Below are 25214 nucleotides of genomic sequence, written 5' to 3' on the forward strand. Positions count from 1 at the left end.
ATCGAACCTGATTTCTGAATCAGGCTCGATGCTGTAATTCCTTGTTGCCGCATCTTTTTTGCCGAAAACCGCTACCCACTTTTCGGCGCGATGCTCTAGCCCTGTCGGCGAAACATCGGGCTTCTTGGGCTCACCCACCGCGCCGGAGGAGAAAGGACGGCTCGGGAAAATGCACAAACCGTTCGGGATAACGATACCAGTCAGGCTTTTTCTGGAATTGAGGCTGGATTGCGCGCGGTGTGTCGAAACCGCAGCACAATAATGTCATCGCCGACGATCTGATAGTCGAGCAGATATGGATAGGGGATCAGGAAAACCCGACGCACATCTGCAATTCTTGTCCTTGCACCAGCGTGTGGCTGAATCTGCAAGAGTAGAAGGATCGCCGACATGCGCGCTTCGATCTTTGCAGCCCCGGCAGGAGAGCGCTCTGCGATGTAACCCAGGGCTTTATCGATCTGCTGAAGTGCTCGTTTTGAATAACGCAGGCTCACAGGCGGTATTTGGATAGCACCGATTTCACCTCAGCCGAGGACGCCACATCACCGCGCGCCACTTCGGCCTTGGCTTCGATCAGGTCCGCTATTTCTTCCGGTGTCATTTCGACTATTGGCTCTTCGCCACCGGCATAGGCCAGCAGCATACGCGCGACCTGATCCTGCATCTCGGGAGGCAGGGCCCGCACTTTCTCAAAAGCTTCGCGGAGCAGTTTTGTCATAAGGCCAATGTAGCAACTTCACCGGGCTTTTGCAGTGGCATTTTGGTGCTGATAGGCAACAACCCCTCCTGCAGATGGGGAAGGACGTTCACCCTCCAATCGGCTTATTCGGTACGCCTGCGCTCTACGGCGACAAGCCCGCCTCCTCGACCTCCTCGACATCCACGCCGACCCAAAGTCCGATGAAGGCGGAGGGAGAGCCGATGAATGAGCCTGATATCGGTATGGCCTGATGTGGTTCCCGCACGGCCGCGATGCGAATCAGCCGGTCGGATGCCACCAGGCCGTTGGTCGGGTCGAACTCGATCCAGCCGATATCCGGCAGATAGACGTCGGCCCAGGCATGGCTCGCCCCTGCTCCCTGCAGCACGGGCGCCCCGGCCTCCGGAGGCGGGTCGAACAGATAGCCCGAGACGAAGCGCGCCCCGAAGCCGAGCAGCCGGGCCGCGGCGATGAACAGGGCCGCGAAGTCGCGGCAGGCGCCGCTCCGGTTTGCGAAGGTGACGGCCGGGTCCTGGGTCGACTGCTCGAAGCGGGTGACATAGGCGAACTCGCCATGGATCTCCTGGCACAGGCCGGTCAAAAGATCGCGCGCCCCGCCTGGATGACGCTTCGGGGCGCCGGCGATCCAGAGCCTGAGCTCGTCGGGATAGTCGTCGGCCGAGGCGAGCATGGCAGCGCCGAGATCGATGGTCTCGTCGGCCGAATAGGTCACCGGGAAAGGCGCTTCCCCGCCGGTCAGATGGATCGTCGGCACGGCCGAGGCGAAACGCTCGATCTCGAGCCGGCTCTCGATCGACAATTCGCCGGCCTGCCCCGTGAACACGCCGGTACAGACCTCGTTGCCGAAGACATCATAGGTCCAGGCGAACTCGGCGGGCAGCGAGGTGGTAAGGGTGGCCGAGATCAGCCGCATCTCGTGGCTGTCGCGTGGGCGCAGCATCATGCGATGCGGCCCGAAACTAACCGATTCGGCATAGCGATAGGTCGTGCGATGGCTGACGATCAGGCGTTTCAAGGCACGAACTCCCTTCAGGCAGCAGATTCGTCCGGGTCCGGATGGACGATACGAAAAAATAGGGTAAGACCGAAACGAGCCGGCGACAGGGGAAACTCTTGCCGGGCGTTCGAGTTTCATGATCTGGCGACATCGCCGGGAATCATAAGAAAGACTCAAGCCAATCCGTTGATTGGCTTGGAAACAAGGAGTGACGATGGCAGGGCCGCCGGGCATCAGGGCACGATCGCAGGGTTTCGCCGATATTTTCGAGCGCTCCACCGGGGGTGCCCTTACCCCGCTCAACGTGGTGATCGAGCGCGTGCTCAGCCCGGTTCGTGCCGTGATCGAGGGGCGTGAGACCCTGATGTTCGGCACCAATTCCTATCTCGGCCTCAATTTCGACCCCACCTGCATCGAGGCGGCCAGCACGGCGCTGGCGAGCTTCGGCACCGGCTCGACCGCCTCGCGCGTCGCCAGCGGCAACCAGGCCCTGCATGTCGAGCTCGAAAAAGCCATCGCCGAGCTCTACGGCCGGCGCGATGCCGTGGTGTTCTCCACCGGCTTCATGGCCAATCTCGGTGCCATCGGCGGGCTGGTGCGCGAGGGCGATGCCGTGGTGCTCGATGCCCATTGCCATGCCTCGATCTTCGATGCCTGCAGGTTATCGGGCGCGAAAATCCTCACCTTCAAGCACAATGACGCTGCCGATCTCGCCCGCGTCATCGCGCAAAGCGAGATCGCACCAAGCCGCCTGCTCGTCATCGTCGAGGGCCTCTACAGCGTGCTCGGCGATGTCGCCGACCTCAAAGCAATCAGCACCGTGACCGCGCAGAGCGGGACGGTGCTGCTGGTCGACGAGGCCCATTCCCTCGGGCTCTTTGGCGCCAAGGGGCGCGGCGTTGCCGAAGCGCAGGGCGTGGAAGACAAGGTCGACGTCATCGTCGGCACCTTCTCCAAGAGCGTCGGCGTGGTCGGGGGCTATTGCGTCACCCACGATCCGGCCTTCAGGGCCCTGCGCTTTGCCGCACGCAGCTATCTCTACACGGCTTCCCTGCCCCCGCCGGTGGTGGCCGCCGCCCGGCAGGCCCTGTCGATCATCGCTGATGACAGCGCGCGCCGCGCTAGCGTGTTCAGCCATGCCGAGATGCTGCATCGCGGCCTGACCGGCCTCGGCCTGCCGCCTCTCGCCCCGCCCGGCCCGGTCGGCGCCGTGCGCATGCCGGGCATCAAGGCAGGGCTCGACACCTGGACCGCCCTGCTCCGCGCCGGGCTCTACGTCAACATGCTGATCCCGCCGGCCACGCCCAATGGCGAAGTGGTGCTGCGCTATTCGGTTTCCGCAGCCCACAGTGCCACCGACATCGAGGCCGCGCTCGACATCATCGCCACGGCGGGCCGCCAGACCGGCGTGCTCAGGCCGGCGGCCTGAGACAACGGAGCGATCTCAGACGACCTTGGGCGCCGCGGTGGATTTCGGGGTGCGCACGAACTCGCTGCGCTTGCGGAAGATCACCTCGCGCTGAGCGGGGCCGATGACGGCGCCGATGCGGAAGAGATCGCGGGAGACCTGCACGAATTCCCGCAGGAAATCGGAGAGGCTGGTCTGTCCGGGCCGCAGGGACAGGTTGCCGGCCCTGAGGAACACGAAGAGCGCGACATAGCCGATCAAGAGCTGGCCGACCAGGACACCGGCCAATTCCCAGCGCAGCGGTGCTCCCAGCACGATCGCGCCGATGCCGGCCGGCAGGGCCACCGCCCAGGCCAGGCCCGACCACCACACCCCCAGATGCATCGCCGCCTTGAGGCGATCGGTGAGCGAGAGCGAACCATCGCCGAGGATCGGGCAGAGCAGGCGCAGCATCACCTCGCCGAAGCCCTTGGTCCAGCGCTGCTGCTGGGTCATCCACGCCTTCATCGTCTCGGGAAGTTCGCCGGGCACAGGCACGCTCATCAGGAACGAGCCGCGCCGGCCGATGCGCCAGGCCCGGTAGGACAGGTCGAGATCCTCGGCCAAGGTGCCCCCGCGCCAGCCGCCGGCCGCCTCGATCGCCTCGCGGCGCCAGACGCCGCAGGTGCCGTTGAACGGCAGGGGATGGCCGGCCCAGCAGCGCGTGCCCTGCTCGATGGCGAGATGCGCGTCGAGCAGCACCGCCTGGGTACGCGTCAACGGGTTGGCATCCCGGTTCAGATAGTCGAAGCGGGCCTGGATGAAGGCGAGTTTGGGATCCGCCAACAGGCAGGTCATGGTCTTCTTGAGGAAATCGGGGTCAGGCACGTAATCGACGTCGAGAATGGCGAAAAAGCCATGCGGCGTCAGCGTCATCGCATTGGCGAGCGCGCCGGCCTTGTATTCGGTGCGGTCCTTGCGATGGATCAGCACCACGTCGAAGCCCAGCGCCCGGCGCCGCGCCACCTCTTCGTTGGCGAAGACGGTGGAGCCGTCGGTGGAATCGTCGAGGATCTGGATATGCAGGCGCTCGCGCGGCCAATCGAGGGCGGTGGCGGCGTCGAGCGCACGGGCAACCATGGCGCCTTCATTGAAGGTGGGGATCTGCACCACCACATCCGGAAGGTCGGCCCTGTCAGGCAGGCCCCGGGCCAGCAAAAGGCGCTCCGCCTCGACGCCGGCCTTGCGCAGGCGCCAATGCTTGAAGACGAGATAGAAGGTCGCCAGGGTCGAGCCGAAGGTGACCGACCAGCCGAGCAACGATATCACGGCCAAGATCACCGCCAGCCAACCGGCGACCGCCCAGAAACTCTCCCACAAACCCGTCAAACTCCGTCTCTCAGCCCCATACTCGCCTATCGTCTCTCACCGGTCACCACGCTTGGGCGTGCGCACGAAATCGTGCCGGCCAGCGAAGGGAGCGGCGACCACGCTCGCCGAATTGGCCAAAGCCAGAAAGACGAGCAGGGCCGGAATTGCGATCAGGGTTGCCCCGTAGCGGATGATACCACCCCGGCGCAAGCGCAGAAATGGCGGCAGGGTGATGAAAACGGCTGCGATCCCGGCATAGAGGGCGGCAGCCGTCACCAGAACGGCATGTCCGCTGCCGAAGCCGCGCAACAGGCCGTCGAGCACGAAGGCGGCGGCCGCCAGCACGAAACAGGGCAGGCCCAGTTGCAGGCCGAGCAGCAGGCTGGTGCCGAGCTTGGCGCCCAGTTTCCAGTTCGAGCGCCAGGCGAGCGGCAGCCCCTTGCGCGCGACCTGGACGAAGCCGGTCGACCAGCGCGCCTGCTGCACGCGCCAGCTGACGAGATCGGCCGGCGCCTCGCAGGTCAGCGGAGGCTCGAGCATCAGCTGGCCATGCCAGCCGGCGGCATAGCTGCGCAAGGTCAGGTCGAGATCCTCGGCCAGCGTATCGGGTGACCAGCCGCCCGCGGCCTCGATGGCGGCGCGGCGCCAGACCGCGCCGGTGCCGTTGAACTGGAACATGTCACCGCCGGCCTGCCTTCCCGCCTGCTCGGCAAGGAAATGCGCATCGACCGAGAATTGCTGGCCCAAAGTCATCCAGTTCTGGTCGCGATTGCCGAACTCGAAGCGGAACTGCACGAAGGCTGCCTGCCGATCGGCGGCCAGCACCGCCGCCGCCTGCCTCAGCCATTGCCGCGGCGCCCTGAAATCGGCGTCGAGAATGGCGATCAGCGGGGCATCGCAACGCTGCATGCCTTCGGCAAGGGCGCCGGCCTTGAAGCCGTCCCGGTTCACGCGCCTGGCCTGCTGCACCGCCGGGCCTCCCGGCGGCAGGCCGGCGATGGCGGCGGCGGCCAGGGCCGCCGTCTCGTCGGTGGAATCATCGAGAAGCTGGACGGTCAGCCGGTCGGCCGGCCAGTCCAGCGCCAGGGCCGAGGCCAGGGCTCCCTCGACGGAACCGGCCTCGTTGTAAACAGGGATCTGCAGGAGGACATGCGGGGGCTCGCCATCCGGCTTCATCGGCGGCGGCCGGTAGCGGCGCGCGCGCCAGGCAAGGCGCAGATGCTGGCCAAGCAGGACGACGAGGAAAAGGCCGGCAACAAGGCCGATGACATCGATCACCAGCAGCATCAGTGTCGCCCCGACAGCGCTATCGTGGCCGTGCCCCAGGCAAGGCGGCGCGCCGCGAGGGCGTTCAGCCATAGCACCGGCATGAGCGCCTCCCTGGCCAGCACGGCCAGCGGCATGGCTGGCGAGAGCGGCCAGCCCTTGCGCCAGGCGAGGACGCATTCGGCCGCGGGCCAGAGGAGGATCGTCAGCGCCAGCAGGGGTATGGCGGGCAGGCCGAGGAGAGCGGCGCCGGCGAGCGCCGCAAGGCAGGCGGCAGGCAAGCCGGTCAAAGGCTCGGCGGCGAAGGCCAGGGGCTCCTCGAGGCGCCGGCAGATCGCCCAGCGCAGATGGCGCCGCCAGATCTCGCCAGGCCGGCGGGCGCCAAGGTCCTGATCGACGGTGGCCGCGGCAAAGACCGGTCGTAGCCCCCTCGCCTTCAGGAGCTTGGCCAGGGCATGGTCGTCGGCGACGGCGCGCAGGATCGCCCGCAGGCTGCCGGCAGCTTCGAGGTCAGACCGCCGCAGCAGCATGGCCGCGCCGATGCCGGCTCCGCCCCCGAGCGCGGAGAGCGCCAGCAGCAACCGCCCGCCATAGGTGTTGACGAGGCTGGCTTCCAGCATGGCCGCAAAATTGCCGGGGCCCCGCGCCACGGGCACGGAAGAGACCAGTCCGACCCCCGGCGCCAGGCTCGCCATCATCGCGGTCAGGGTATCGGGCGGCAGAATGGTGGCGGCATCCTTGATCAGCAGGAGGTCATGGGCCGCAGCCTCGACCGGTTCGAGGAGATTGGCGATCTTCGGATTGGCGCCCGGAATGGGCGTGGTGAAGAGGATGCGGGCGGGAGCTTGTACACCCTCCCCTTTCAGGGGAGGGTGAGAGGCTGCGAACTGCACCGAGAACAGGACTTCGAGGCCGGGATCGTTCAGATCGGTCAACTTCCTGTTTGCCTCATTCTGCGCTTCCTCGGCGCGGCGGAGCGGCACCAGCACCGAGACGGGCCCGCGTTCGCCGGCAACGGCCCGGCGCGCCGCCAGCGCCGGCTGGAGCAAGGCGAGCAGCGTGGAACCGAGCAACAGGGCGACGAGAGCGAGCCACCACAGGCCGGCCAGGGCCGCGAATAACGTCATGGTCCGCTTCTCTCCCGCTCCTGCGTCAACGGCACGTCGACACCGGGACGATCGAGCAGCCAGTCGCCGAAACGGGCGGGCAACAAAGTGAGCAGGCGCAGACCCGCATAGAGAATGAAGGGAAAGGCGATCACCGGCTTGCGGCGGTCGAGGCCGCTGCGGATGATGCGGGCCGCCCTGGCGGCGGTGACCTTGAGCGGTTGCGGCGCGACGAGCTCGGCGTTGAGCGGCGTGGTGACGAAGCCCGGCGCGATCAGGCTGACGGCAATGCCTTCGCGCTTCAGTGCCGGCCTGATGCCTTCGGCATAAGCGTGAATGGCGGCCTTGGCCATGGAATAGGCCGGCGAGGACGGGAAGCCGCGCAGGCCCGCCAGCGAACCGACCAAGGCGACGTGACCGCGGCCTCGGCGACGCATGGCTTCCAGTGCTGGCTCGATGGTGTTGACAGCTCCCATCAGATCGACGGCGAGCACGGCCCGCATCGCCTCACCGGGGTCGAGCGGCCTTTGCGCGCTGGTGCCCGAGACGATGCCGGCGCAGGCAATGGCGAGGTCGATCGGTACCTCGCCGTCCCGCGCCGCGACCCAGTCGGCAAGCGCCACGCGATCCCGGACATCGATGCGGCCGGTGACGACCATGGCGCCGCGCGCCTGGCAGAGCTCGGCGACGTCGGACAGCCGTACCGCATCCCGGCCAACAAGGAAAAGGTGGGTTTCAGGCGTGGCATATTCGAGGGCGAGAGCCCTGCCGATCCCGCTGCTGGCCCCGGTGATCAGCACGGTCCGGCCGCTCATGCCCCCCTCTCCATCGCGCGCGACAGAGTCGCTTCCGCCATGCAAGCGACGACGCCGCCGCTCGTCTTGACGAAGAGGCGCAGCACGGCCGGTTCGCCGTCCTCGTGACGCTTGACCGTCCGCCCCGATATCTCGACTTCAGCCCCGACGGGCACCGGTGCCATGAAGCGGGTGGACAGGCCTGCGATCACTGCCTGCGGCAGGAAACGCCGCACCGCCTCATTGAGATAGGCGACCAGCAGCATGCCATGCACGGGCGCAGCCTCCAGGCCGATGGTGCGGGCGATGGCAGCGCTGACATGCAGGGGATTGGTATCGCCCGAAGCCCGGGCGAACGCCTCGACCTCAGCCTTGCCGATCGGGCCGATGGTGAGCGATGGCATCGAGGCACTCATCGCGCCAGCTCCGGCTGGAACAACCGGTAGGTCGCTGCGAAATCGGCGATGACCTCGCCATCCCGGCCTTCGATATGCGCCTCGATCTGCACGTCGTCGGGCATGGATGCATCCGCCCGCCGGGTGATCACGAAGCGGATCTCCTCGCCGATGCGCAAGGCGCGCCGATAGCTGAAGCGCTGGGCGATCAGCACGGGTATGAGATGCTCCTCGCCGGCAAGATCGTCGAAGGCGGCCTTGGCGGCCGGATGCCACAGCCAGATCGCCGGAAAGGTCGCGGGAACCTCGTCGCCATCGCCCGCCATCCCCCCGCTCATCGCACTATCGAAGGCGGTCGCCTCGCGATAGCGCCGCACGGCGTCCGCCTCGACCCGAGCCGCGATGGGGCCGATCCGCAGGGGCGGCGGCGCGCTCATGCCTGTCCGACGATCAGCACCGCATTGATGCCGCCGAACGCGAAGGAATTCGTCATGGCATGGCGCATCGTCACCGCCCTCTTCTGATCCGGCACGCAATCAAGATCGCATCGGGGATCGGGCGTTGTCCAGTTGAGGGTGGGCGGCACCACACCCTCGCGCAGGGCCATCACGGTGATTGCCAGCTCGATGGCGCCAGCCGCCCCGAGAGCATGGCCGTGCACCGGCTTGGTGGAGGAAACCGGCAGGCTGGCCAGGCGCTCGCCGAAAACAGCGGCGAGTGCGGCGGCCTCGGTGGCATCATTGGCAAGCGTGCCGGTGCCGTGGGCGTTGACATAGTCGATCGCCTCCGGTTCCAGCCCGGCATCATCGAGGGCCTGGCGCATGGCGGAGGCCGCTCCGCCGGCATCCGGGCGCACGATGTCGCCGGCATCGCTGGAGGTTCCGTAACCGCAGAGCTCGGCCAGCGGGGTCGCCCCCCTGGCACGGACGCTCTCCTCGCTCTCCAGCATGAAGATGGCGGCGCCTTCTCCCAGCACCATGCCGTTGCGGTCCTTGGAGAAGGGGCGGCAGGCATTGGGGGAGAGCACGCGCAGCGCTTCCCAGCCCTTCATGCCCGAGGCGGTGATGCAGGCCTCGGCCCCGCCGACCACGGCACGGTCGACCATGCCCGCCCGGATGAAATGCGCGCCGAGGCCGATGGCCTGGGTGCCCGATGCACAGGCACTGGCGACCGCAAAGGAGGGGCCGCGTGCGCCGTGGCGGGCACTCAGCTGCGAAGCGGCGCCATTGGGCATCAGGCGCGGCACGCTCCAGGGATCGAGGCGCTGGCCGGTGACATAGGCGTTGTGGATGCCGATCTCGATGGTTTCACCGCCGCCGATGCCGGTGCCGACGATGGTAGCCGTGCGTTCGCCCTGCCGCGCGCCGCGTGCAAAGCCGGCCTGCGCCAGGGCCTCGTCGCCGGCCACGATGGCGAGCTGGGTGAAGCGGTCGCAGAAGGCCAGCACATCGGGCTCGATATGGGCAGCCGGGTCGAAACCGCGCAGCTGGCCGGCGATGCGGATATTGTGGCGCAGTTCCCGCGCCACTTCGAGCGGGCCGATGCCGCTCCGGCCCTCGCGGGCGGCCTCCCACAGCGCCGGAACACCAAGCCCCACCGCCGTCGCTGCCCCCATGCCGGTAATATAGACGCGTCTTTTCAAATCAGGACTTTTCACTGGCAATGCGGGCCAGCACGCCGTCGATGAAGGATTTGAGATCCTTGGCTTCGGCGATCGAGCCGTCCATCGGAATATAGACGTCGAACTTTTCTTCCACGGCCGTGAGGATCATCACGATATCGATGGATTTGAGGCCGAGTGTCTCGAAGGTCGCGTCAGGCGTTACCTTCTCGCGATCCACCATGCCCTCGGATACGATCAGGTTGACGACCTCGTCATAGACACGCTGCGGATCGGACAGGATGTTATCTTTGGTTTCGGTCGACATCTTCTTCCTGGACACGTCGCTTGAGCAAAGCGCGCTGTAGCTAACCGCTCGATTGCTCAAGCTTTTTTGTTTCAACGCGCTTTGCGATTCTAGGCAATGCCGTCAAATCACAAAACGCCATGGGCGCAATGGGACTAAATCGATGCTTCAAAGACGCCGAAACGGCGTGTCGACCGGGCCCCGAGCCATTCAACTACGCTCGTCATGGCATAGTTGTCGTCAAGAATCCAACCGCATTCCAAATCTTGCACACCGGTGATGGCCGCCCGGCGCATCAATTCATCCACCAGGATGAGCGCGACACTGGCCCCGGAGACCGAGCCGACCAGGCGCGGCGCCACGCCGAACAGCACGGCGCGGCCGCCGGCAAAGCGCCGCGTCAGGCCACGCCACGCCAGTTTCAGCCAGCCGATGGGGGATGGCGAGCCGCCGAGATCGCCCGTGATCTCGAAGACATTGGGCAGGAACAGGGCAAAGCCCAATAATTCCCCGTTTCGTTCGACGAAGACGCCATAATCGGCCTTCAGCAAGGGCTTGAAGGCCTTGATCATCGCCGCCATTTCCGCCTGCGAGACCGGTACGAAGCCCCAATTGGCGGCCCAGGAACCGTTGAACAGGCATCGCCCGAGTTCGGCATCCTCGGCCAGCCTGTCCATGCGCATGGCGCGGATGTCGAACCCCTTTCGGCGGCGCTCCATGCCGAGTTTTTCGAGCCTGTCGGCAAGATCGCTGCGGCGCCGGTCGAAGCCATAGGAATGCAGCGTCTTTACCAGCGCGAGGCCTGCCGCCTCCAGATGGGCGCGCAGATAGGGCGGGTGCCAGGGCATCAGCACCATGGCCGGCGCGGTGAAACCATCGATCAGCAGGCCGGATTCGGCGTTGATCGACAGCGTGAAGGGGCCGCGCATCACCGCCCTGCCCTTGCCCGCGAGATAAGCGGCTGCAGTCCGCACCAGCTCGGCCACCACCCCTTCGTCATCCACCGCGTCGAGGCAGCCGAAGAAGCCGATGCCCTCGTGCTGGGCCCCCGTGGCGAGATGATCGATCTGCGCGGAAATACGGCCAACGGCCCGGCCCTGCCCGTCATAGGCGAGCCAATAGGCGGCTTCGCCATGGGTCCAGAAGGCGCTCTTGGCCGGATCGATCAGTTGCGCCCGATCATGGTCGAGCGGCGCGACATAGTCGCTGTAACAGGCGTAGAGAAGCCTCGGCAAAGCAAGGAACTGCTTGAGCTCGCGCTTGGAGGAAACGGGACGGACGGTGACGGGCATGCCGCCCTTCTGTCAAGTTCGGACGGGAAAGGCAACGGGTGACGGGCAAGAGCGGCTCAACCGCGGGCATCCGTCGGGCTGACGCCGAATTCCTGGCGGAACAATCGGCTAAAATGGGCCGGATCGAGATAACCGCAGCGCATGGCGATATCGGCGATCGGCACGCTGCGCGGCGCGCGGGCCAGCATGTCGCGCGCCCGTCCCAGCCGCCGCGCACGAATGGCCTCGGCGATGGCGATGTCCTGCTCGGCAAAGCAGCGATAGAGCGTGGCGCGCGAGCAGCCGAGCAGCCCCGCCAGCATATCGGGATCGAAAGCGGGGTTGGCGAGATTGACGTCGATCAACCGCATCGCGGCGCTGAAGACGCTGCCGGCAACTTCGAGATCCTCGTCCTCGCTCCGCCCCGCGACATCGCGCAAGGCGAGATCGGCCAGATCGAGCGTGATCTGGAGCAGGCTGGCGCGCTCGTCGGGATGGAGATTGTCGATCTCGCCGGCCAGGGCCCGCATCTGGGCGGCGAGGATACGGCCGGCGGGTGATGCCCCCAGCCAGCGGGCGAGCGCGGCCGAGGACGGAAGCTGCGGCCCCAGGATCGCTTCCGCACGCTCGCGCCTCATCGCCAGATGCACCGCTTCGAAGGCGGTCCAGGTCACTCGGCTCTCGCTTCTGGCATCGAAGGCGAAGAATTGCCCAGCCGTGGCCAGGCTGCGTTCATCCCCTTCCTCGTGCCGGCGCTTGCCTGAGAGGACCAGGCCGATGGCGATATCGTCACCACCGTCCCGCTCGCTCTGCCCGAACCGGCGCCCGCCCGCCAATGCGTGCGAACGCGTGGTGAAGATCGAGCCTCCCGGCCCCATCACGCCTGCCCCCTCCGCCAGAAACGGCGAGGGGTCACTGCGCTGGTCCGCGTCGATCTCGTAGAGGGCGGCCTCGCGCCAGAAATCATAGCGCTCGTGCGGACGATGGTCGCGCGTATCGAGACGCGCATAGACGGCCGTCTTGGGCAAGCCATGGCGCCTCATCGACCAGCGCCCATCGCCCGGACGCCAGCTCCACGCATCCTTGCTCCAGTCGGCAGTGGATCGCTTCACGCATGTCTCCCGAACAAGGTTGGCTCGCGCCCTGCCGCACCGGCCTGACACCTACCAACGAATAACATCTTCCGATGCTGCTGCAAGGGCGGCCCGCGCGTGCCTCGGCAAAGAACGCGCGAGCGACAATTACAATATAACGACACGTTCTTCAAAATTCAGATATCTGCAGTTTAACTGCCATCTGCTTACAGTTCCATGATGAAATTTTCATTTACGAAAGACCGTTACGACATTTACCTCAATAAAACTAAGAATCACCTTTCATGGGTTCGAATTTCAGCAAAATGAAAAGCAAATACTGAAATAATATTTTCACGCTCGGGTTATGATTTTCTGTATTTTTTAGATAAATCCACCAGAAAGAGACGTTTATCCAAATATATAGAGACGCTTATCCTACCACATTTGAGGTATTTTGGTTCATTTTAACAAATAGAAATCGCTCCCGGAGCCTCGCCCATGATGCCTCTTCACGCGCAAAGCCGCCGATCAAGGCGCCAAGGCAAGACTTGACGTCCCGTTCCAGGGCCTGTTGCCACTGGCCGCAGGCCCTGACGAGAGAACCGAGAAAAAAGAGCGCCAACGCGCCTGAACTTTGGATCAAGATCAGGAGAGCTCCATGGACGACGCCAAGTTGAACTACGACCCCGACCTTGCCGCCCGCGAGTTTGCAAGCTCGATGGCGGGGCTGCTCGAGCAGGACCAGATCAAGGCCATCACGGCCGACATCATGGGCACGGCGGCAGCCGACCAATATCCGGCCAAGTGCACCATCATCAGCGCCATCTTCTATCTGCGCTTCACGATCGAAGTCACGACCGACAGGGGATATGGCCATGTCCTCAAGACCTTCACCGGCAATGCCGGTGGCGTTTCCAGTCCCGGCGGCGGCGTGATGTTCGGCACGATATTCACCAAGGACCTCAACCGCCTCTATGCGGAAACCGTGAGCTTCCAGTTCAACGCCAGTCCCGTGATGCTGAATGTGAACTTCTTCAGCAAGGGCCACGCCCTGCTGGGCAACTTCATGTCGGGCGGCGTCAGCACGGTCGGTGGAACCGGCGGCGGTACCGGTCGCTGGAAATGACGAAGAGGTGGCAGGCCGCTCCCTTTGGCCTGCCACCGTCCCTGTGTGGGCATCGGGCGCAGGCAGTGAAGCGTTTACACTCAAACACGCTTTGCTCCATAGCGATTTGGCGGAATCACCAAGAATCGCAAAGACGCGTCGAACCAAAGGGTTAGAGCAAAATAGCGTTCACACTTGAACGCGTTTTGCTCTAGGAAGGGGCTGAAGAAGCCTCGACTACCTGGAATTTCGTCTTGCTGCAGCCCTTTGCCGATATCTGGCGCCAGCGCGAACTGTTTCGCGCCATCCTGACCCGCGAACTGCAGGTACGCTTTCGCGGCTCGGTGTTCGGCTGGGCCTGGGCCGTGCTGGCGCCCCTGGTGATGCTGTCGATCTACACGCTGGTCTTTTCCGGTGCACTCAAGGTCGGCGTCTCCCAGGACAGCGGCGGGCGCTTCGGCTATGCCTTCTCGATCTTCGTAGGCCTGGTCGTCTTCAATTACTTCGCCGAGATCGCCTATCGCGCGCCACTTCTGCTGGCCGAGCACAAGCACATCATCCGCCGCTCGATCTTCCCGCCGCAGATCCTGGCCTGGATCGCGGTGGCGCGCGGGGGCGTCTACATGCTGATCGCGCTCGGCGTGCTGCTTACCGGGCAGGTCCTGATCGAGCAGTCGATCCACTGGTCCTGGCTGGCGCTGCCCTTCATCCTGCTGCCGCTAGGCCTCGTCCTGCTCGGCATCGTCTGGATCCTCTCGACCATCGGCGCCCTGACCAGCGACCTCAACCATTTGATCATCTCGATCATTCCGGTGGCGATGTTCGCCACCCCGGTGTTCTATGAGGCGAGCCAGGTGCCGGAAGGCTGGCGCTGGCTTGCCTATCTCAATCCCCTCACCGGCATCATCGAGATGATGCGCACCGCCATCCTGCGCGGCGCCTGGCCGGATGGCCTGCTCTATCTGACCTGCCTCGCCGCCTCGCTTGCGGTATTCTATGCCGGCCAGACCCTGTTCATGCGAAAGAAGACGATCCTTGTCGACATCATCTGAACAGACGCTCGCCCCAAATCCTGTCCAAGGTCTCGTTCAAGACGTCCCTCAGGACCTCGCAGTCGAATGCCGCGATCTCGGCAAGGCCTACCAATTCTACAAGCACCCGATCGACCAGGTGAAGCAGGTGCTGTTCGGCGGCAAGAAGCGCTATTACGACGAATATTGGGCGCTCAAGGAGATCGGTTTCGCCATCCCGAAGGGCGCCGCGGTCGGCATTGTCGGGCGCAACGGCTCGGGCAAGTCGACCCTCCTGCAGATCCTGTGCGGCATTACCGCGCCCACCATCGGCTCCCTCACCGTCAAGGGGCGCATCGCCCCGGTGCTGGCGCTGGGCGCGGCCTTCGACTACGAGCTCACCGGGCGCGAGAACTGCTATCTGTCGGGTGCCATTCTCGGCCTCAAGCGCGCCCAGGTCACCGCAAGGCTGCCTGCCATCCAGGAACTCTGCGGCCTTGGCGATTTCTTCGAGCAGCCGGTGAAGCTCTATTCCAGCGGCATGGGCGCCCGCCTCGCCTTCGCCATCTGCGCCCATGCCGACGGCGACGTGCTGATCGTCGACGAAGCCCTCGCCGTGGGCGACGATGCCTTTCGCGAGCGCTGCCGCACCCTGATCCGTGCCTTCCGCCAGCGCGGCACCATCCTGTTCGTCTCCCACGACCTCGACCAGGTCGCGGAATTGTGCGAGCGCACGATCTGGATCGACCGTGGCCGCCTCAGGGCCGACGGCCAGACGCCTGCCGTCATCGCCGACTATCGCAAGGCCCTGGCGGAGGAAGCCGACGACCCCAACCGCTTCGCCTTCATGACCTGACGGGAGTGCCGGGGAACATGAGGTAAAAGCGGCCCTTAGAATTCCGATGCGATGTGGTCAGGAAGGAAGGCTCCGATTTGTCATAGCCGGGCTTGACCCGGCTATCCAGAAGCCCCCACACGACGGGCCGAAAGGCTGGATTGCCGGGTCAAGCCCGGCAATGACAAGGGTCGCGCACATTCAAAGATGCTGAAGTGAACCGCATTGCTCTATGACCGCCAGAACCACCGCCTGCCTGGTTTGGCCGGCTTGCCGGGTTCGAGCAGAAAATTGGTGAGCTTGGGATAAGTCTGGCCAGACCAGGTGATCGCATAGTTCCAGTCCCGGACGAGACGGCGGAACCGGGTCTCGTTGGCCTCGGTGACCTCGACGAAGAGAAGCGGGCGACAGCGTTCTATGGTGGCCGCAAGCCCCCCCAGCACCTTCAGCTCCATGCCCTCGACATCGATCTTGATGAAATCGAAGCTGTGCCCGGCGAAGAGGTCGTCCCCCTTGGCGATCTGCACCGCGCCTTCCTCGGCCTGACGGATCACCGTGCCGCCCGTATTGTGCTTGCTGTAGGTGAAGGTCTGCCCGACGCCGGCCTGGTCGCTCAGGGCGGTCCCGAGGAAGGAGAAGTCGACATTGGTCAGACTGTTCAAGGCGCAATTGATGCGCAGGCATGCCGCGGCACCCGGTTGCGGCTCGATCGGCACGATCATGCGGGCATCGGCGAATTTGCCCAGGAAGACCGTGTGATTGCCGAGATGCGCGCCGACATCGAGGATAGTGGCCTTGGCGGGAAGATGCGCTCGAATGCGCTCCAGCTCTTCGGCTTCGTAGAATTGCCCGCTGGCATGAAAGGCCTGCACCGAATCCGCCTCGTCATTGACGAGGAAGCTCACGCGCTCGGCCCGGTAGTCGAACGACATCACGCTGCCGTCGACACGACTGATGCGATTGGGCCTGGCATCGGGCCTGTCGTCCGAAGCGACAGCGATCGAATCGAGCCAGAAATTGGGATAGCGGTTGTCGAAGGATTCCGACTTCTCCCAATCGGGTAGAGCGTTGCCCGATAGGAGGCCGCGGTGGCGGAATTCGAGATCGACGACCTCGCTGCCGCGGGTTTGCGCCTCAAAGCGTATTCGACGCCTGCCCGCGCCCTCGAAATCATAGGAACCGATCTCCTGGCCATCGACGATCACGCTGAAGCCGGGGCGGTCCGACAGGCGATTGCGCCGCTCGGCTACGCCGGCCGGGGTCAACTCGACATCAAAAGTCAGTTTCGTCGGCGCCTTCAGTCCGAGCTTCAGCTGGACCAGCGACGTGTAGCCCTCCGTCACGGGCCGCCCGTTCTGAAGAGAAAAGCCGCGTGCCAATAGAGGCGGGGGTTCATTGAGCTTGCCCTGGAAGTCGATTCCAACAGGGAGCTTGAAATTTTCCTCGATGCGATCGAATCGACGCGCGGGGAATTTTTGCACGTTGTAGCGCTGCAGCCACCAATCATCGCCTTCCATGTTGAAGGCGGGGCGATCGCTGCGTTGGAAATAGGCCGTCGCGCCCGTGATACCGTGCGGGTGGAAGCCATCGTCCTGCATCAGGAAGCGATAGAGATTGTTGATCGTGGGGATGTGGATGTCGTCGACGATCAGGATGCCGCCCGCCTTGAGGCGCTCGTAAAAGGCGAAATACTCCAGCTCCGGAAACGGATAACCATGGGGGCCATCGATCAGGACGATGTCGACGTCATGCTTGAGCGGGTTCGCAAAAATCGTGCGCTGCGTCGGCCCGAAGACCCAATTCACATTGTTTTTCAGTCCCGGGAACCCCAGGGCGAAATTGACGCTCGAATTCTCCTCGGCCTTGTCGTCGTAACAATAGGCGGTGTGCTCTTGTGCGTAATGCGAGAACAGGATCGTGGAGGCGCCGCACCCCGTCTCGACGGAGCGCAGGGGCCGTCCCTTGAAATGGTCCCTCAGGTAATACTCCATACGCTCGAGCGGTCCGGTCGTGAGGGTACCGGCTCGGTGGGCGCCACCGCGTTTGTTCTGGTAGCGGACAATATCGTGGACGAGATCGGGCATGATGTCCCGACCCTACGCGACGGGCGCACGCACGATCAATGCCCGAATGAGGGACATCGAACCAATCGTCTGCTCGATCAGGATGCCCGCCGCCGTTGAGGTTCGACATAGGTGGAGAAGATGTGGTCCCAGAAAGAGGTGACCACGCCGTAATTGCCTTCTTCGCCGCGATAATGATGCACCATGTGGGCCAGACGCAGGCGATAGAGCAGGCTGCCCGGCTTCGACTGCCAGTGATGCGAGGCGTGGTGCACCAGCATATAGGCGACATAACCGAGCAGGATGCCGCTGGTGAAGCCGCCGGCAAAGGCATGATTGGCGAAATAGAGCGGCACGTAGAACACCAGGAAGATCAAGCCGACACTCAGGAAGGACGGCGCGCCGATCATGCCGTTGGGCTCCTGGTGATGGGCATCGTGCATGCGGTCGAAGAAGGGAACCGCGTGGTAGACCCAGCGATGCACCGCATATTCCACGAAAGTCCAGCCGATGCAGCCCAGCACGAAAGCCATCGCCCAGATGCCGACGGCAGTGGCGTCATGCTGCAGAAGAGTCAAGAGTAGCAGGCCGAAGGCCGCAGCAGGGCAGAGTACAAAATCGCCAAAATAGAGAATTTTGTTCAAACGCATGCGCTTCACCGTTCGATGCACTTTGGAAGCTGGAGCATATTTCTCCGCGATTGCGACAGTTTGAGGACAGAATGCTGCGTCCTAGCAGCGCGCTTCGCCCTTCACACCGTCGATCGCCGAGAGCAAAAAAGAGTTCAGGGTTGAACGCCCTTTGCTCCAACTCTCAATTTCGATGCGTCCTTGCGATTCTTGCCGATACGGGCGAATCGCAAGGACACTCCAGCAGAACTCCAAGGCAAAAATCATGCCGTCTATGACGCGGCCTCCAGCCTGCAGGGCTCCAGTTCGATCCGCCGCATCGGCCCCAGGCCGGCTGGTTCGCGATGCGCCACCACGATGAAGCTCGTATGCGGCAGGGCCGCCCGCAGCGCCGAGAACAATTGAACCTCGGCACCGCCGTCGAGGGCACTTGTCGGTTCGTCCAGCACGGCCCAGTCCGGCTGCGCCAGCACCAGCCGGGCAAGCGCCAGGCGCTGCTGCTCGCCGCCGGAGAGGCCGAGCGGCGGCGCCTCCTCGTCGAGTTCCTGCAGCCGGTGTTCGAGGCCGACCAGCCTGAGGACCTCGACATAGGCTTGCCGGGACAGCGCCGCCGGATCCTGCGGATAGGCCAGGACGGTCCGCAGATCCGCCAGCGGCAGATAGACCGCTTGCGGCAGGAAGGCGATCCGCTTGCCGGCCGGCAGGGCCACCCTGCCCTCGCCATGCGGCCAGAGGCCGGCCATCGCCTTGATCAGCGTGCTCTTGCCGATGCCCGACGCGCCGGTCAGCCAGGCATTCTCGCCCCGCTCCAATCTCATATCCGCCAGGATGTTGAGGGCGCGCCCATCGGGCGTGGCCAGGGCGAGTCCCTGGACTGAGAGGTGATCGAGCCCGCTCCTGCCGGCCTGGACGCCTTCGCTCTCGGGGGCCGGCGCCAAGGCAGCGAGGAAGCCGTCGAGACGGCGTATGGCTGCGGCGAGTTCGGCCAGGTTGCGATAGGAGAAGATGAACCAGGACAGGGTGGTGACCACGTTCTGGAAGGCCGAAGCCAGCTTCATCAGCCCGCCCAGCGCGACATGCCCGGCAAGATAGGCGGGCAAGGCGAGAAACATCGGGATGCGCAGCACCGTGCTGTGATAGGGCCTGGTGAAACATCCCAAAATGAGATCGCGATTCATCAACGCCCGCCAATTGCGCATGATGGCGCCGAAGCGGGCGTCCAGCATGCGCCTTTCGGCAGGCTCGCCCGCCATCAGCGCCACAGCGTCGGAGGATTCGCGCAGGCGTGCGAGCGCGAAGCGGAAATCGGCCTCCCGGCTTTGCTGCTGCGCATTGAGCGCCAGCAGCGGACCGCCGAGCCAATGGGTGAGCCCGCTGGAGATCAGCACATAGACCGGGGCGGCCCACACCATATAGCGCGGGATCTCCACCGCCATGCCGAACAGGGTGAAGGCCAGCGGAAAGGAGGACAGGGACCACAGCAGGGCGACATAGGATACCAGTCCCACGATGCTGGTGACGACCTCCAGCCCCTCCTCGGTGAACTTGTCGACGAAGAGGCGGCAGTCCTCGGCGATACGCTGGTCGGGATTGTCGGGTGCGGCATTGGTCTGGCGAAGCCGCACATGCGTCCCGCCGTCGAGCCAACGGTCGAGCGCAGCCGAGGTCAACGCGTGACGCCAGCGGATCTGCACGCTCTTGCGCAGATAGACCGCCGACAGATAGACCGCCGCATTGATGGCGATCAGCAGGCCGAACACGCCGATCTGGTTGACGGCCGCGGCAGCGTCCCGTTTTTCGAGGGCACCGTAGAACTGGGCATTCCAGTCGATCAGCCGCAGGCTGATATAGACGCTGCCCAGATTGAGGCCGAGAACCACGGCAAGCAAGGCAAGGCCCGTGCGGCCCCCCGGGCCGGCGACGCACAGGCGCAACAATCGCCACGCCTGGCTGAAAATCCGTGGCATGACCAGCCTTTCGTTCAATCGCGGCGCGCAAGGACGGCAGCCGGACCGCGCACCACCAGCCCGATCAACTCGCCCCGCACATTCTCGGCCAGCAATTCGACCCCATCCGACCCGGCCCTGTCGACCCGCATTCGCCAACGCCCGACCGCGCCGGCACGCAGATGCAGGTGAAAATCGGGCTGCATGACATTGATGAAGCCCATGGCCGGCTTGACCGTCTCGATGTTGCCGGACCAGGCCTGCCTGAGTCCGTCGCGGCGCAATTCGATGGCAACAGGCACAGCGGCGCAGCGGGCCACCTCGAAGGGAATCGAACCCGGATCGTCTTCCGGCACGTCCGTCCGCGTCACCGGTATGACAGGGTCGGCCGCCTCGGCCGCCATGCCGCGCAGTTCGGCGAGACCGGCCTCGAAGGGGTCGAGCCCGTCGAGGCCGACCAGGCTGAACAGCACCGCCCCGTCCCTGCCATGGAAGTCGAGGCGCGGCAGTGCCTTGTCCTTCATGCGGCCGGTGCGGTCGAGGATGACGGCGCCGAGTGTCGTCGTATCGATGTCGGCATCATGGGCTAGGCCCGCCAACCGCACCTTGAGGCCGGAGCGTTCGACCCGATCGACGGCACCGATGCGTTCATGGGTGGCGCCGTCATGACTGGTGGTGAGCATCACCCGCCCCAGGCGCCCTGCCGTTTCCAGGACGTCGGCAGCATGATGCAACAAGCGTTCGCGCTGATGTCGTTGCTGGTTCATGGGAGGTCCTCAGAAGGTGATGTTGGCGCCGAGCTTGAAGGTGCGGCCGGCGGCCGTCTGCAATTCGAGCGGATTGGAGAAGGCGACGCTCGAGCTTGCCGTCTGGCTGTAGGTCGTGGGCATCGGCCAGCGGAAATAGCGCGTATCGGCTATGTTGAGGATGCCAGCCCGCAGCGTGATGTTCTCGCTCGGTTTCCAGCTTCCAAGGATATCGAACACGGCATAGCCGCCGGGCTTGAAGAGGTTGGGAGCGCTGGTGCGGCTGACCTTGGAGGCAAAGGTGCCGATCATCTCGACTTCCAGCCCGTGCTCCGGCTTGGTCCAGCGCAGGCTGGCGACGGCCGTGAGGGGGCTGGCGCCATTGAACGGGGTCCACGGCGCGTCGCGCGTCGTCTTCTGGTTGCCGTGCTGATAGGTAAGGCTGAAGCTCGAACCCCAGTTTTCGGCCCATTGCACTTCGGCGGAGCCTTCGATGCCGGTCAACCGGACCTTGGCGCGATTGGCCCAGGTATAGTCGACCCCCGAACCCGAACTGGCCGGGATCTCCACGAAATTCTGGATGAAGTTGGTATAGTCTGCATGGAAGGCCGACAGGGAGAAATAGCCCCAGCCGTGGCGCCCGCGCAGCCCCGCCTCGAAGGAGCGGACCCGCTCGGGCTTCAGATTGGGCGCCGGCACGAGATTGTTGTCCGGCTGGCCCGAGGAGGAGCCGGTATAGAGCTCCTCGGCATTGGGCATGCGGAAGCCCTCGGCATAGAGGCCGTACACCGAATAGGTCTCATTGAGCTTGTAGATGATGCCGAGCTTCTTGGTCAGCGCCGATTCCTCGCGCTGCCTGAGCACATAGCCGGGCACCGGCCGATAGTCGGACTTGGGCTTGGGCGTAATCTGGTTCCAGGAATAGCGCAGCGCCGGCGTGATCAGCAGCTTGCCGTCCAGCAGGCTGATTTCGTCCTGCACGAAGGCGTCGAGCCTCTTGGTGTTGGAATCGGCGAAGTTCCAGGTGTAGGGCACGACGGTGGAGTTGGAGACCGGCACGCCGCCCGGGGTGAACACGCGGGTGGTGCGATTGCGGACATAGTCGGTGTAGCCATATTCACCGTCGAAGCCCCAGACCACCTTGTGGTCGCTGCGCCCGAGCTTGAAGGATGAATCGATCTGCAGGCCGGCCTGCAGGAAGCGCTGCCCGAACTCGGTGACGTTGTCCTGATATTGCTGGTTACCATTGGCGAGGGTGCGATGTTCGCGGCTGGTGACCTCGCGGCGCTGCGGCGACCAGGTGATGTTCCAGCGTATCTGGTCGGCGAAGGCGTATTCTGACTTCCACAGGCCGTCGAGCGCGATGCGGTAGCGCGTCAATTCCTGGCTTCCTGTCCAGGAATGGATGAAAGGCAGCAACGGCGGATTGGGATTGGTGGGCGTGCGCACCGTGGTCGGGCCGCGATTGTAGAGGGAGTCGACATCCCTGTTGCGGTCGAAGATCTCGCCGGTGAGCTTGAGTTCCAGAGATTCGGTCGGGCGCCAGACGACCTTGGCGAGGAAGTTCTGCCCCAGTTCGTCCAGCGGGTTGAAGGTGCCGCAATCGATGGCACCATATTCGACCCAACGCGGACAGCCATAGCGGCCGCCATCGGCCCGGGCGCGCGAGAGCTTGGCCTCGTTCGCCTTCTTGATCGAATAACCCAGCAGGATCTCGAGATTGGGAGAGACCCGCCAGGCACCGAGGGCGGTGTTCACCAGCGCCTTGTTGTAGCTGTCGAAATTGGTACTCGCCTCCAGCCCCCAATTGCGCCCTTCCTTGATGACGTCGGCAGGATCCTTGGTGGTAAAGGCGACCAGGCCGCCGACAGCATCCGTGCCATAGAGCGCCGAGGCCGGCCCTCGAATGATCTCGACCGATTTGACGAAGGGCAGGTCGACGAAGTCGCGCGTGCCGTCGGTGTTGCCGTCGAGGATGCGCGAGCCGTCGACGCGCATCTGGATGCGGTTGCCCCCCACGCCTCGAATGGTGAAACCGCCATTGCCGCCGAAGGGATCGGTGCTGGAGCTGTTGCGGCTGACATTGATACCCGGCTCGTAGCGGGTGAGGTCGTCGATGTCGCGCACCATGTGCGACTTCAACTCCTTGTCTGAAATCACCGTCACCGAGGCCGGCACGTCCAGGAGCTGGCGTTTGGCCCGCTCTGCCACGACGGTAACCGGGTCCAGCATCACCGGCTCCTCAGCCGCGCCGCTCTGCGCGACCGGCTGTCCCTGTGGCGGCTTGCGCTCCTCGGCGCGCGCCGCCGACATGCAGCCCCCAAGAATGAGGCCCACAGCCAGAACGATCCTCGTCTCCATTCCAAACCCCCGAAGTAAATCCCCGGGCGCATAAACACGATGCAAATAATTTAAATCAAGAACAAATATTGAATTGTCATATTATTTTTAAATCTTCAATTTACGCCAATTTTTATTATTCTCATTCACGCAACTTCAAATAAGAATACGTTGAAACTGCGCGGGGCCAGAATTGCCTGAGACGGGCTATCGAAAGCTCCCGTCCTGACCGGCCAGCACCTGGCGTCAAATGACCGCCCCGCTTTGAATTCCTATAAATCATTGATATTGAATCATTTAATTGGAAGCGCTAGGTGGAATTCGCATTTTTCCGATATCCATCCGTGAGTTTTCGCCACCATGAGCAACCTGACAGCCGAAGTTCACTTCAGAACAAAGATGGGGCCAGAATACATTAAATTACTTTGCGATGACCTTGCACGGGACGAATTCACGACGGCCTTCACCCCGGCCGGGGCCCGGGTCGATCTGCCCAGAGGATTGGGGACGGCCCATATCGATGCCGATGCCCACGAGTTGGTGATCCGCGCCGAGGCGAGGACGGAACAAGGCCTGTCGGCGCTGAAGTTCATGCTCAGCCTGCGCCTGGAAAAAGCAGCCGAGGCGGAAAAACCGGATCTGGCCTGGACCGGACATGGGTGCGATCTTACCGCCCTCCCCGGCCTTCGCGAGATGCGGGTGAAACGCATCATCCAGGTCACGCCGCTGATCCGCCGCATCACCCTCGCAGGCCGGGATCTCGAACGCTTCACGCGGGACGGCATCCATATCCGCCTGCTGATCCCGCCCGCCGGTCTCGACAAGCCGGAATGGCCCCGCCCAGCCAGGAACGGGCGCCGTATCTGGCCGCCGGAGGAACGCCGTCCGACACAGCGCCTCTACACCATCCGCCGCATCGACGCGGCAGCGGGCGAAATCGACGTCGATTTCGTCCTGCATGCCGAAGAGGGCATCGCCTCAGGCTGGGCTGCACGGGCAAGCATTGGCGACATCATCGGCATGCTCGGCCCTGGCGGCGGAGAGATGGAGGAAGCCGATTGGTATCTGGTCGCCGGCGACGAGACGGCGATCCCCGCCATTGCCCGCCTCATCGAAACGATGGCGCCAACGGCACGCGGCATCATCCTCATCGAAGTGGAAAACGCCGACGAAATCCAACCCCTCGCCCCGCCTGCGGGCATCGATCTGAAATGGTTGATGCGCCAGGGGCGCGCCACCGCCGAGAGCGACCCGCTGGCCGAAGCCGCCATGGCGATCACCCCGCCCAAACAGGGCCGTATCCAGTGCTGGCTCGGCGCGGAGGCGCAAACGGCGCAGCGGCTGCGCCACCACTGGCGCGAGGTCCTGCGGCTTCCCAAGGACGTCGTCAGCGCCGTTGCCTATTGGCACCGCGGCGCCCCCGGTCACTGAATGCGGTGGCGCCGGTTTCGCTGAAAACTCGGATCAAAAAGCCTCAGCCCAGCGCCATCTTGCCGATGATGCGCATGCCGTCGCCGATATCGGCCTCGATGGCATCGCGCAGCCCCCTGGCGTCGCCCCGCTCGATGGCGGTGATGGCGCGATGATGCTGGTCGACGAGGCCGCTCATGTCGAGGTCCTCATAGACGAGACGCATGAACGGGCCGAATTGCAGCCAGAGCGTCTCGATCAGGGGCAGCAGCACCGAGGAGGGTACCGCCGTGTAGATGGCGAAATGGAAGGCGTGGTTGGCCCGCATATAGCCTTCGGCATCGTCCTCGGCGAGGCAGCGCTCGACCTCGTCGTCATGCATCCGGATGGCGGCGAGGCGCTCGGCGTCGATGGCGGGCAGCGCTCTTTCGGCCGCCTCCCCCTCCAGCAGCATGCGCACGCGCACCAGTTCCTCGAAGCGGGCCGGCGTCATCACGGGAACGCTGACCCGGCGCGTCGCGGTCAAGGTCAGGGCCCCCTCCGCGACCAATCGCGTCACGGCCGCCCGGACGGGCATCGGACTGACGCCGAGCATCTCGGCCAGCCCCCGCAGGGTCACGGCCCGGCCCGGGACGAACTGCCCGCCGACCAGGCCACTGCGGATCGCCGCATAGACCTTGTCATGCACGGGCGCCAGTTTGCTGGCGGGCTCGCTGCTGCTCGACTTGGGCGAACCGGACTTGGGCGAACTCGACTTGCGCAAACTCGGCATGGGCAAAACGGACTCCATTTGACACCGCACAAATTTGTGATCACAATTAGTGCAGATGAAGGATGCG

At 64.3% G+C, this 25214-nt stretch carries 24 protein-coding genes; 5 read left to right on the top strand and 19 right to left on the bottom strand.

What is annotated here, in order from left to right; translation table 11 throughout:
- Positions 1-200: 200 nt before the first annotated feature.
- The 3 genes from BA190_RS35230 to BA190_RS10450 all read right to left on the bottom strand — a co-directional run bounded on the left by BA190_RS35230 (position 201) and on the right by BA190_RS10450 (position 1736).
- On the bottom strand, positions 201-494 hold the full coding sequence (locus BA190_RS35230; RefSeq protein WP_082979630.1) for a type II toxin-antitoxin system RelE/ParE family toxin: 294 nt from the start codon (positions 492-494) through the stop codon (positions 201-203).
- On the bottom strand, positions 491-718 hold the full coding sequence (locus BA190_RS10445) for a hypothetical protein (RefSeq protein WP_068285942.1): 228 nt from the start codon (positions 716-718) through the stop codon (positions 491-493). The genes BA190_RS35230 and BA190_RS10445 overlap by 4 nt, the downstream gene beginning before the upstream one ends.
- Positions 719-842: 124 nt before the next feature.
- Complete coding sequence (locus BA190_RS10450; protein WP_068285944.1) at positions 843-1736, bottom strand: transglutaminase family protein; 894 nt, start codon at positions 1734-1736, stop codon at positions 843-845.
- A 196-nt stretch (positions 1737-1932) separates the two neighbouring features.
- Here BA190_RS10450 and BA190_RS10455 point away from each other — a divergent pair, with 196 nt between their 5' ends.
- Positions 1933-3147 (top strand): aminotransferase class I/II-fold pyridoxal phosphate-dependent enzyme, encoded by a 1215-nt coding sequence (locus tag BA190_RS10455; protein WP_068285946.1) that lies wholly within the window; start codon positions 1933-1935, stop codon positions 3145-3147.
- A gap of 15 nt (positions 3148-3162) precedes the next feature.
- Here BA190_RS10455 and BA190_RS10460 read toward each other — a convergent pair whose 3' ends face one another.
- The 10 genes from BA190_RS10460 to BA190_RS10505 form a co-directional block, all read right to left on the bottom strand.
- Positions 3163-4494: a glycosyltransferase family 2 protein gene (locus BA190_RS10460; RefSeq protein WP_156771473.1), complete on the bottom strand. Its 1332-nt coding sequence runs from the start codon at positions 4492-4494 to the stop codon at positions 3163-3165.
- 36 nt (positions 4495-4530) lie between these two features.
- Entirely contained in the window at positions 4531-5763 is a 1233-nt protein-coding gene (locus BA190_RS10465) for a glycosyltransferase family 2 protein (RefSeq protein WP_068285949.1), read from the bottom strand.
- Complete coding sequence (locus BA190_RS10470; RefSeq protein WP_068285951.1) at positions 5763-6869, bottom strand: glycosyltransferase; 1107 nt, start codon at positions 6867-6869, stop codon at positions 5763-5765. Before BA190_RS10470 ends, BA190_RS10465 begins: the two co-directional genes overlap by 1 nt.
- Positions 6866-7663 carry an SDR family oxidoreductase gene (locus BA190_RS10475; RefSeq protein WP_068285953.1) on the bottom strand — a complete coding sequence of 266 codons (798 nt, stop codon included), beginning with the start codon at positions 7661-7663 and terminating at the stop codon, positions 6866-6868. Before BA190_RS10475 ends, BA190_RS10470 begins: the two co-directional genes overlap by 4 nt.
- Positions 7660-8058, bottom strand: a complete 399-nt coding sequence (locus tag BA190_RS10480) for a MaoC family dehydratase (RefSeq protein ID WP_068285955.1) — start codon at positions 8056-8058, stop codon at positions 7660-7662. Before BA190_RS10480 ends, BA190_RS10475 begins: the two co-directional genes overlap by 4 nt.
- Entirely contained in the window at positions 8055-8474 is a 420-nt protein-coding gene (locus BA190_RS10485; RefSeq protein ID WP_068285957.1) for a hypothetical protein, read from the bottom strand. The genes BA190_RS10480 and BA190_RS10485 overlap by 4 nt, the downstream gene beginning before the upstream one ends.
- Positions 8471-9679 carry a beta-ketoacyl synthase gene (locus tag BA190_RS10490; protein ID WP_256390526.1) on the bottom strand — a complete coding sequence of 403 codons (1209 nt, stop codon included), beginning with the start codon at positions 9677-9679 and terminating at the stop codon, positions 8471-8473. Before BA190_RS10490 ends, BA190_RS10485 begins: the two co-directional genes overlap by 4 nt.
- A 1-nt stretch (position 9680) precedes the next feature.
- Positions 9681-9965, bottom strand: a complete 285-nt coding sequence (locus tag BA190_RS10495; RefSeq protein WP_068285961.1) for an acyl carrier protein — start codon at positions 9963-9965, stop codon at positions 9681-9683.
- A 134-nt stretch (positions 9966-10099) separates the two neighbouring features.
- Positions 10100-11236 (bottom strand): hypothetical protein, encoded by a 1137-nt coding sequence (locus BA190_RS10500; protein ID WP_068285963.1) that lies wholly within the window; start codon positions 11234-11236, stop codon positions 10100-10102.
- Positions 11237-11292: 56 nt separating this feature from the next.
- Entirely contained in the window at positions 11293-12327 is a 1035-nt protein-coding gene (locus BA190_RS10505; RefSeq protein WP_156771474.1) for a helix-turn-helix domain-containing protein, read from the bottom strand.
- 622 nt (positions 12328-12949) lie between these two features.
- Between BA190_RS10505 and BA190_RS10510 the strand changes: the two genes are divergently transcribed.
- From BA190_RS10510 to BA190_RS10520, 3 genes are all read left to right on the top strand, one after another.
- Entirely contained in the window at positions 12950-13417 is a 468-nt protein-coding gene (locus BA190_RS10510; RefSeq protein ID WP_068285967.1) for a VapA/VapB family virulence-associated protein, read from the top strand.
- 233 nt (positions 13418-13650) lie between these two features.
- Positions 13651-14448, top strand: coding sequence for an ABC transporter permease (locus BA190_RS10515; protein WP_068285969.1), 798 nt, complete (start codon positions 13651-13653; stop codon positions 14446-14448).
- Positions 14432-15262, top strand: a complete 831-nt coding sequence (locus BA190_RS10520) for an ABC transporter ATP-binding protein (RefSeq protein ID WP_068285971.1) — start codon at positions 14432-14434, stop codon at positions 15260-15262. The genes BA190_RS10515 and BA190_RS10520 overlap by 17 nt, the downstream gene beginning before the upstream one ends.
- Positions 15263-15471: 209 nt before the next feature.
- On the opposite strand, the gene BA190_RS10525 is transcribed toward BA190_RS10520, so the two are convergent.
- The 5 genes from BA190_RS10525 to BA190_RS10545 form a co-directional block, all read right to left on the bottom strand.
- Positions 15472-17325, bottom strand: coding sequence for an FkbM family methyltransferase (locus BA190_RS10525; RefSeq protein WP_068285973.1), 1854 nt, complete (start codon positions 17323-17325; stop codon positions 15472-15474).
- 77 nt (positions 17326-17402) lie between these two features.
- Positions 17403-17954 (bottom strand): sterol desaturase family protein, encoded by a 552-nt coding sequence (locus BA190_RS10530; RefSeq protein ID WP_068285975.1) that lies wholly within the window; start codon positions 17952-17954, stop codon positions 17403-17405.
- A gap of 251 nt (positions 17955-18205) precedes the next feature.
- Positions 18206-19900 carry an ABC transporter ATP-binding protein/permease gene (locus BA190_RS10535; RefSeq protein ID WP_068285978.1) on the bottom strand — a complete coding sequence of 565 codons (1695 nt, stop codon included), beginning with the start codon at positions 19898-19900 and terminating at the stop codon, positions 18206-18208.
- A gap of 14 nt (positions 19901-19914) precedes the next feature.
- Positions 19915-20646 carry a hypothetical protein gene (locus tag BA190_RS10540; protein ID WP_068285980.1) on the bottom strand — a complete coding sequence of 244 codons (732 nt, stop codon included), beginning with the start codon at positions 20644-20646 and terminating at the stop codon, positions 19915-19917.
- A gap of 9 nt (positions 20647-20655) precedes the next feature.
- Positions 20656-22986, bottom strand: a complete 2331-nt coding sequence (locus BA190_RS10545; protein ID WP_068285982.1) for a TonB-dependent hemoglobin/transferrin/lactoferrin family receptor — start codon at positions 22984-22986, stop codon at positions 20656-20658.
- 378 nt (positions 22987-23364) lie between these two features.
- Between BA190_RS10545 and BA190_RS10550 the strand changes: the two genes are divergently transcribed.
- Complete coding sequence (locus BA190_RS10550; protein WP_162275084.1) at positions 23365-24396, top strand: siderophore-interacting protein; 1032 nt, start codon at positions 23365-23367, stop codon at positions 24394-24396.
- Between the two features lie 43 nt (positions 24397-24439).
- On the opposite strand, the gene BA190_RS10555 is transcribed toward BA190_RS10550, so the two are convergent.
- Positions 24440-25147 carry a GntR family transcriptional regulator gene (locus tag BA190_RS10555; RefSeq protein ID WP_082979635.1) on the bottom strand — a complete coding sequence of 236 codons (708 nt, stop codon included), beginning with the start codon at positions 25145-25147 and terminating at the stop codon, positions 24440-24442.
- Between the last annotated feature and the right edge of the window lie 67 nt (positions 25148-25214).

It is taken from the genome of Labrys sp. WJW, from assembly GCF_001676615.1.
GTDB lineage: Bacteria > Pseudomonadota > Alphaproteobacteria > Rhizobiales > Labraceae > Labrys > Labrys sedimenti.

Coding starts and splice junctions, on each gene's coding strand:
- BA190_RS10445 (WP_068285942.1), bottom strand. CDS start 718: ATGACAAAACTGCTCCGCGAAGCTTTTGAGAAAGTGCGGGCCCTGCCT.
- BA190_RS10455 (WP_068285946.1), top strand. CDS start 1,933: ATGGCAGGGCCGCCGGGCATCAGGGCACGATCGCAGGGTTTCGCCGAT.
- BA190_RS10465 (WP_068285949.1), bottom strand. CDS start 5,763: ATGCTGCTGGTGATCGATGTCATCGGCCTTGTTGCCGGCCTTTTCCTC.
- BA190_RS10470 (WP_068285951.1), bottom strand. CDS start 6,869: ATGACGTTATTCGCGGCCCTGGCCGGCCTGTGGTGGCTCGCTCTCGTC.
- BA190_RS10475 (WP_068285953.1), bottom strand. CDS start 7,663: ATGAGCGGCCGGACCGTGCTGATCACCGGGGCCAGCAGCGGGATCGGC.
- BA190_RS10480 (WP_068285955.1), bottom strand. CDS start 8,058: ATGAGTGCCTCGATGCCATCGCTCACCATCGGCCCGATCGGCAAGGCT.
- BA190_RS10485 (WP_068285957.1), bottom strand. CDS start 8,474: ATGAGCGCGCCGCCGCCCCTGCGGATCGGCCCCATCGCGGCTCGGGTC.
- BA190_RS10495 (WP_068285961.1), bottom strand. CDS start 9,965: ATGTCGACCGAAACCAAAGATAACATCCTGTCCGATCCGCAGCGTGTC.
- BA190_RS10500 (WP_068285963.1), bottom strand. CDS start 11,236: ATGCCCGTCACCGTCCGTCCCGTTTCCTCCAAGCGCGAGCTCAAGCAG.
- BA190_RS10510 (WP_068285967.1), top strand. CDS start 12,950: ATGGACGACGCCAAGTTGAACTACGACCCCGACCTTGCCGCCCGCGAG.
- BA190_RS10525 (WP_068285973.1), bottom strand. CDS start 17,325: ATGCCCGATCTCGTCCACGATATTGTCCGCTACCAGAACAAACGCGGT.
- BA190_RS10530 (WP_068285975.1), bottom strand. CDS start 17,954: ATGCGTTTGAACAAAATTCTCTATTTTGGCGATTTTGTACTCTGCCCT.
- BA190_RS10535 (WP_068285978.1), bottom strand. CDS start 19,900: ATGCCACGGATTTTCAGCCAGGCGTGGCGATTGTTGCGCCTGTGCGTC.
- BA190_RS10540 (WP_068285980.1), bottom strand. CDS start 20,646: ATGAACCAGCAACGACATCAGCGCGAACGCTTGTTGCATCATGCTGCC.
- BA190_RS10545 (WP_068285982.1), bottom strand. CDS start 22,986: ATGGAGACGAGGATCGTTCTGGCTGTGGGCCTCATTCTTGGGGGCTGC.
- BA190_RS10550 (WP_162275084.1), top strand. CDS start 23,365: ATGGGGCCAGAATACATTAAATTACTTTGCGATGACCTTGCACGGGAC.
- BA190_RS10555 (WP_082979635.1), bottom strand. CDS start 25,147: ATGCCGAGTTTGCGCAAGTCGAGTTCGCCCAAGTCCGGTTCGCCCAAG.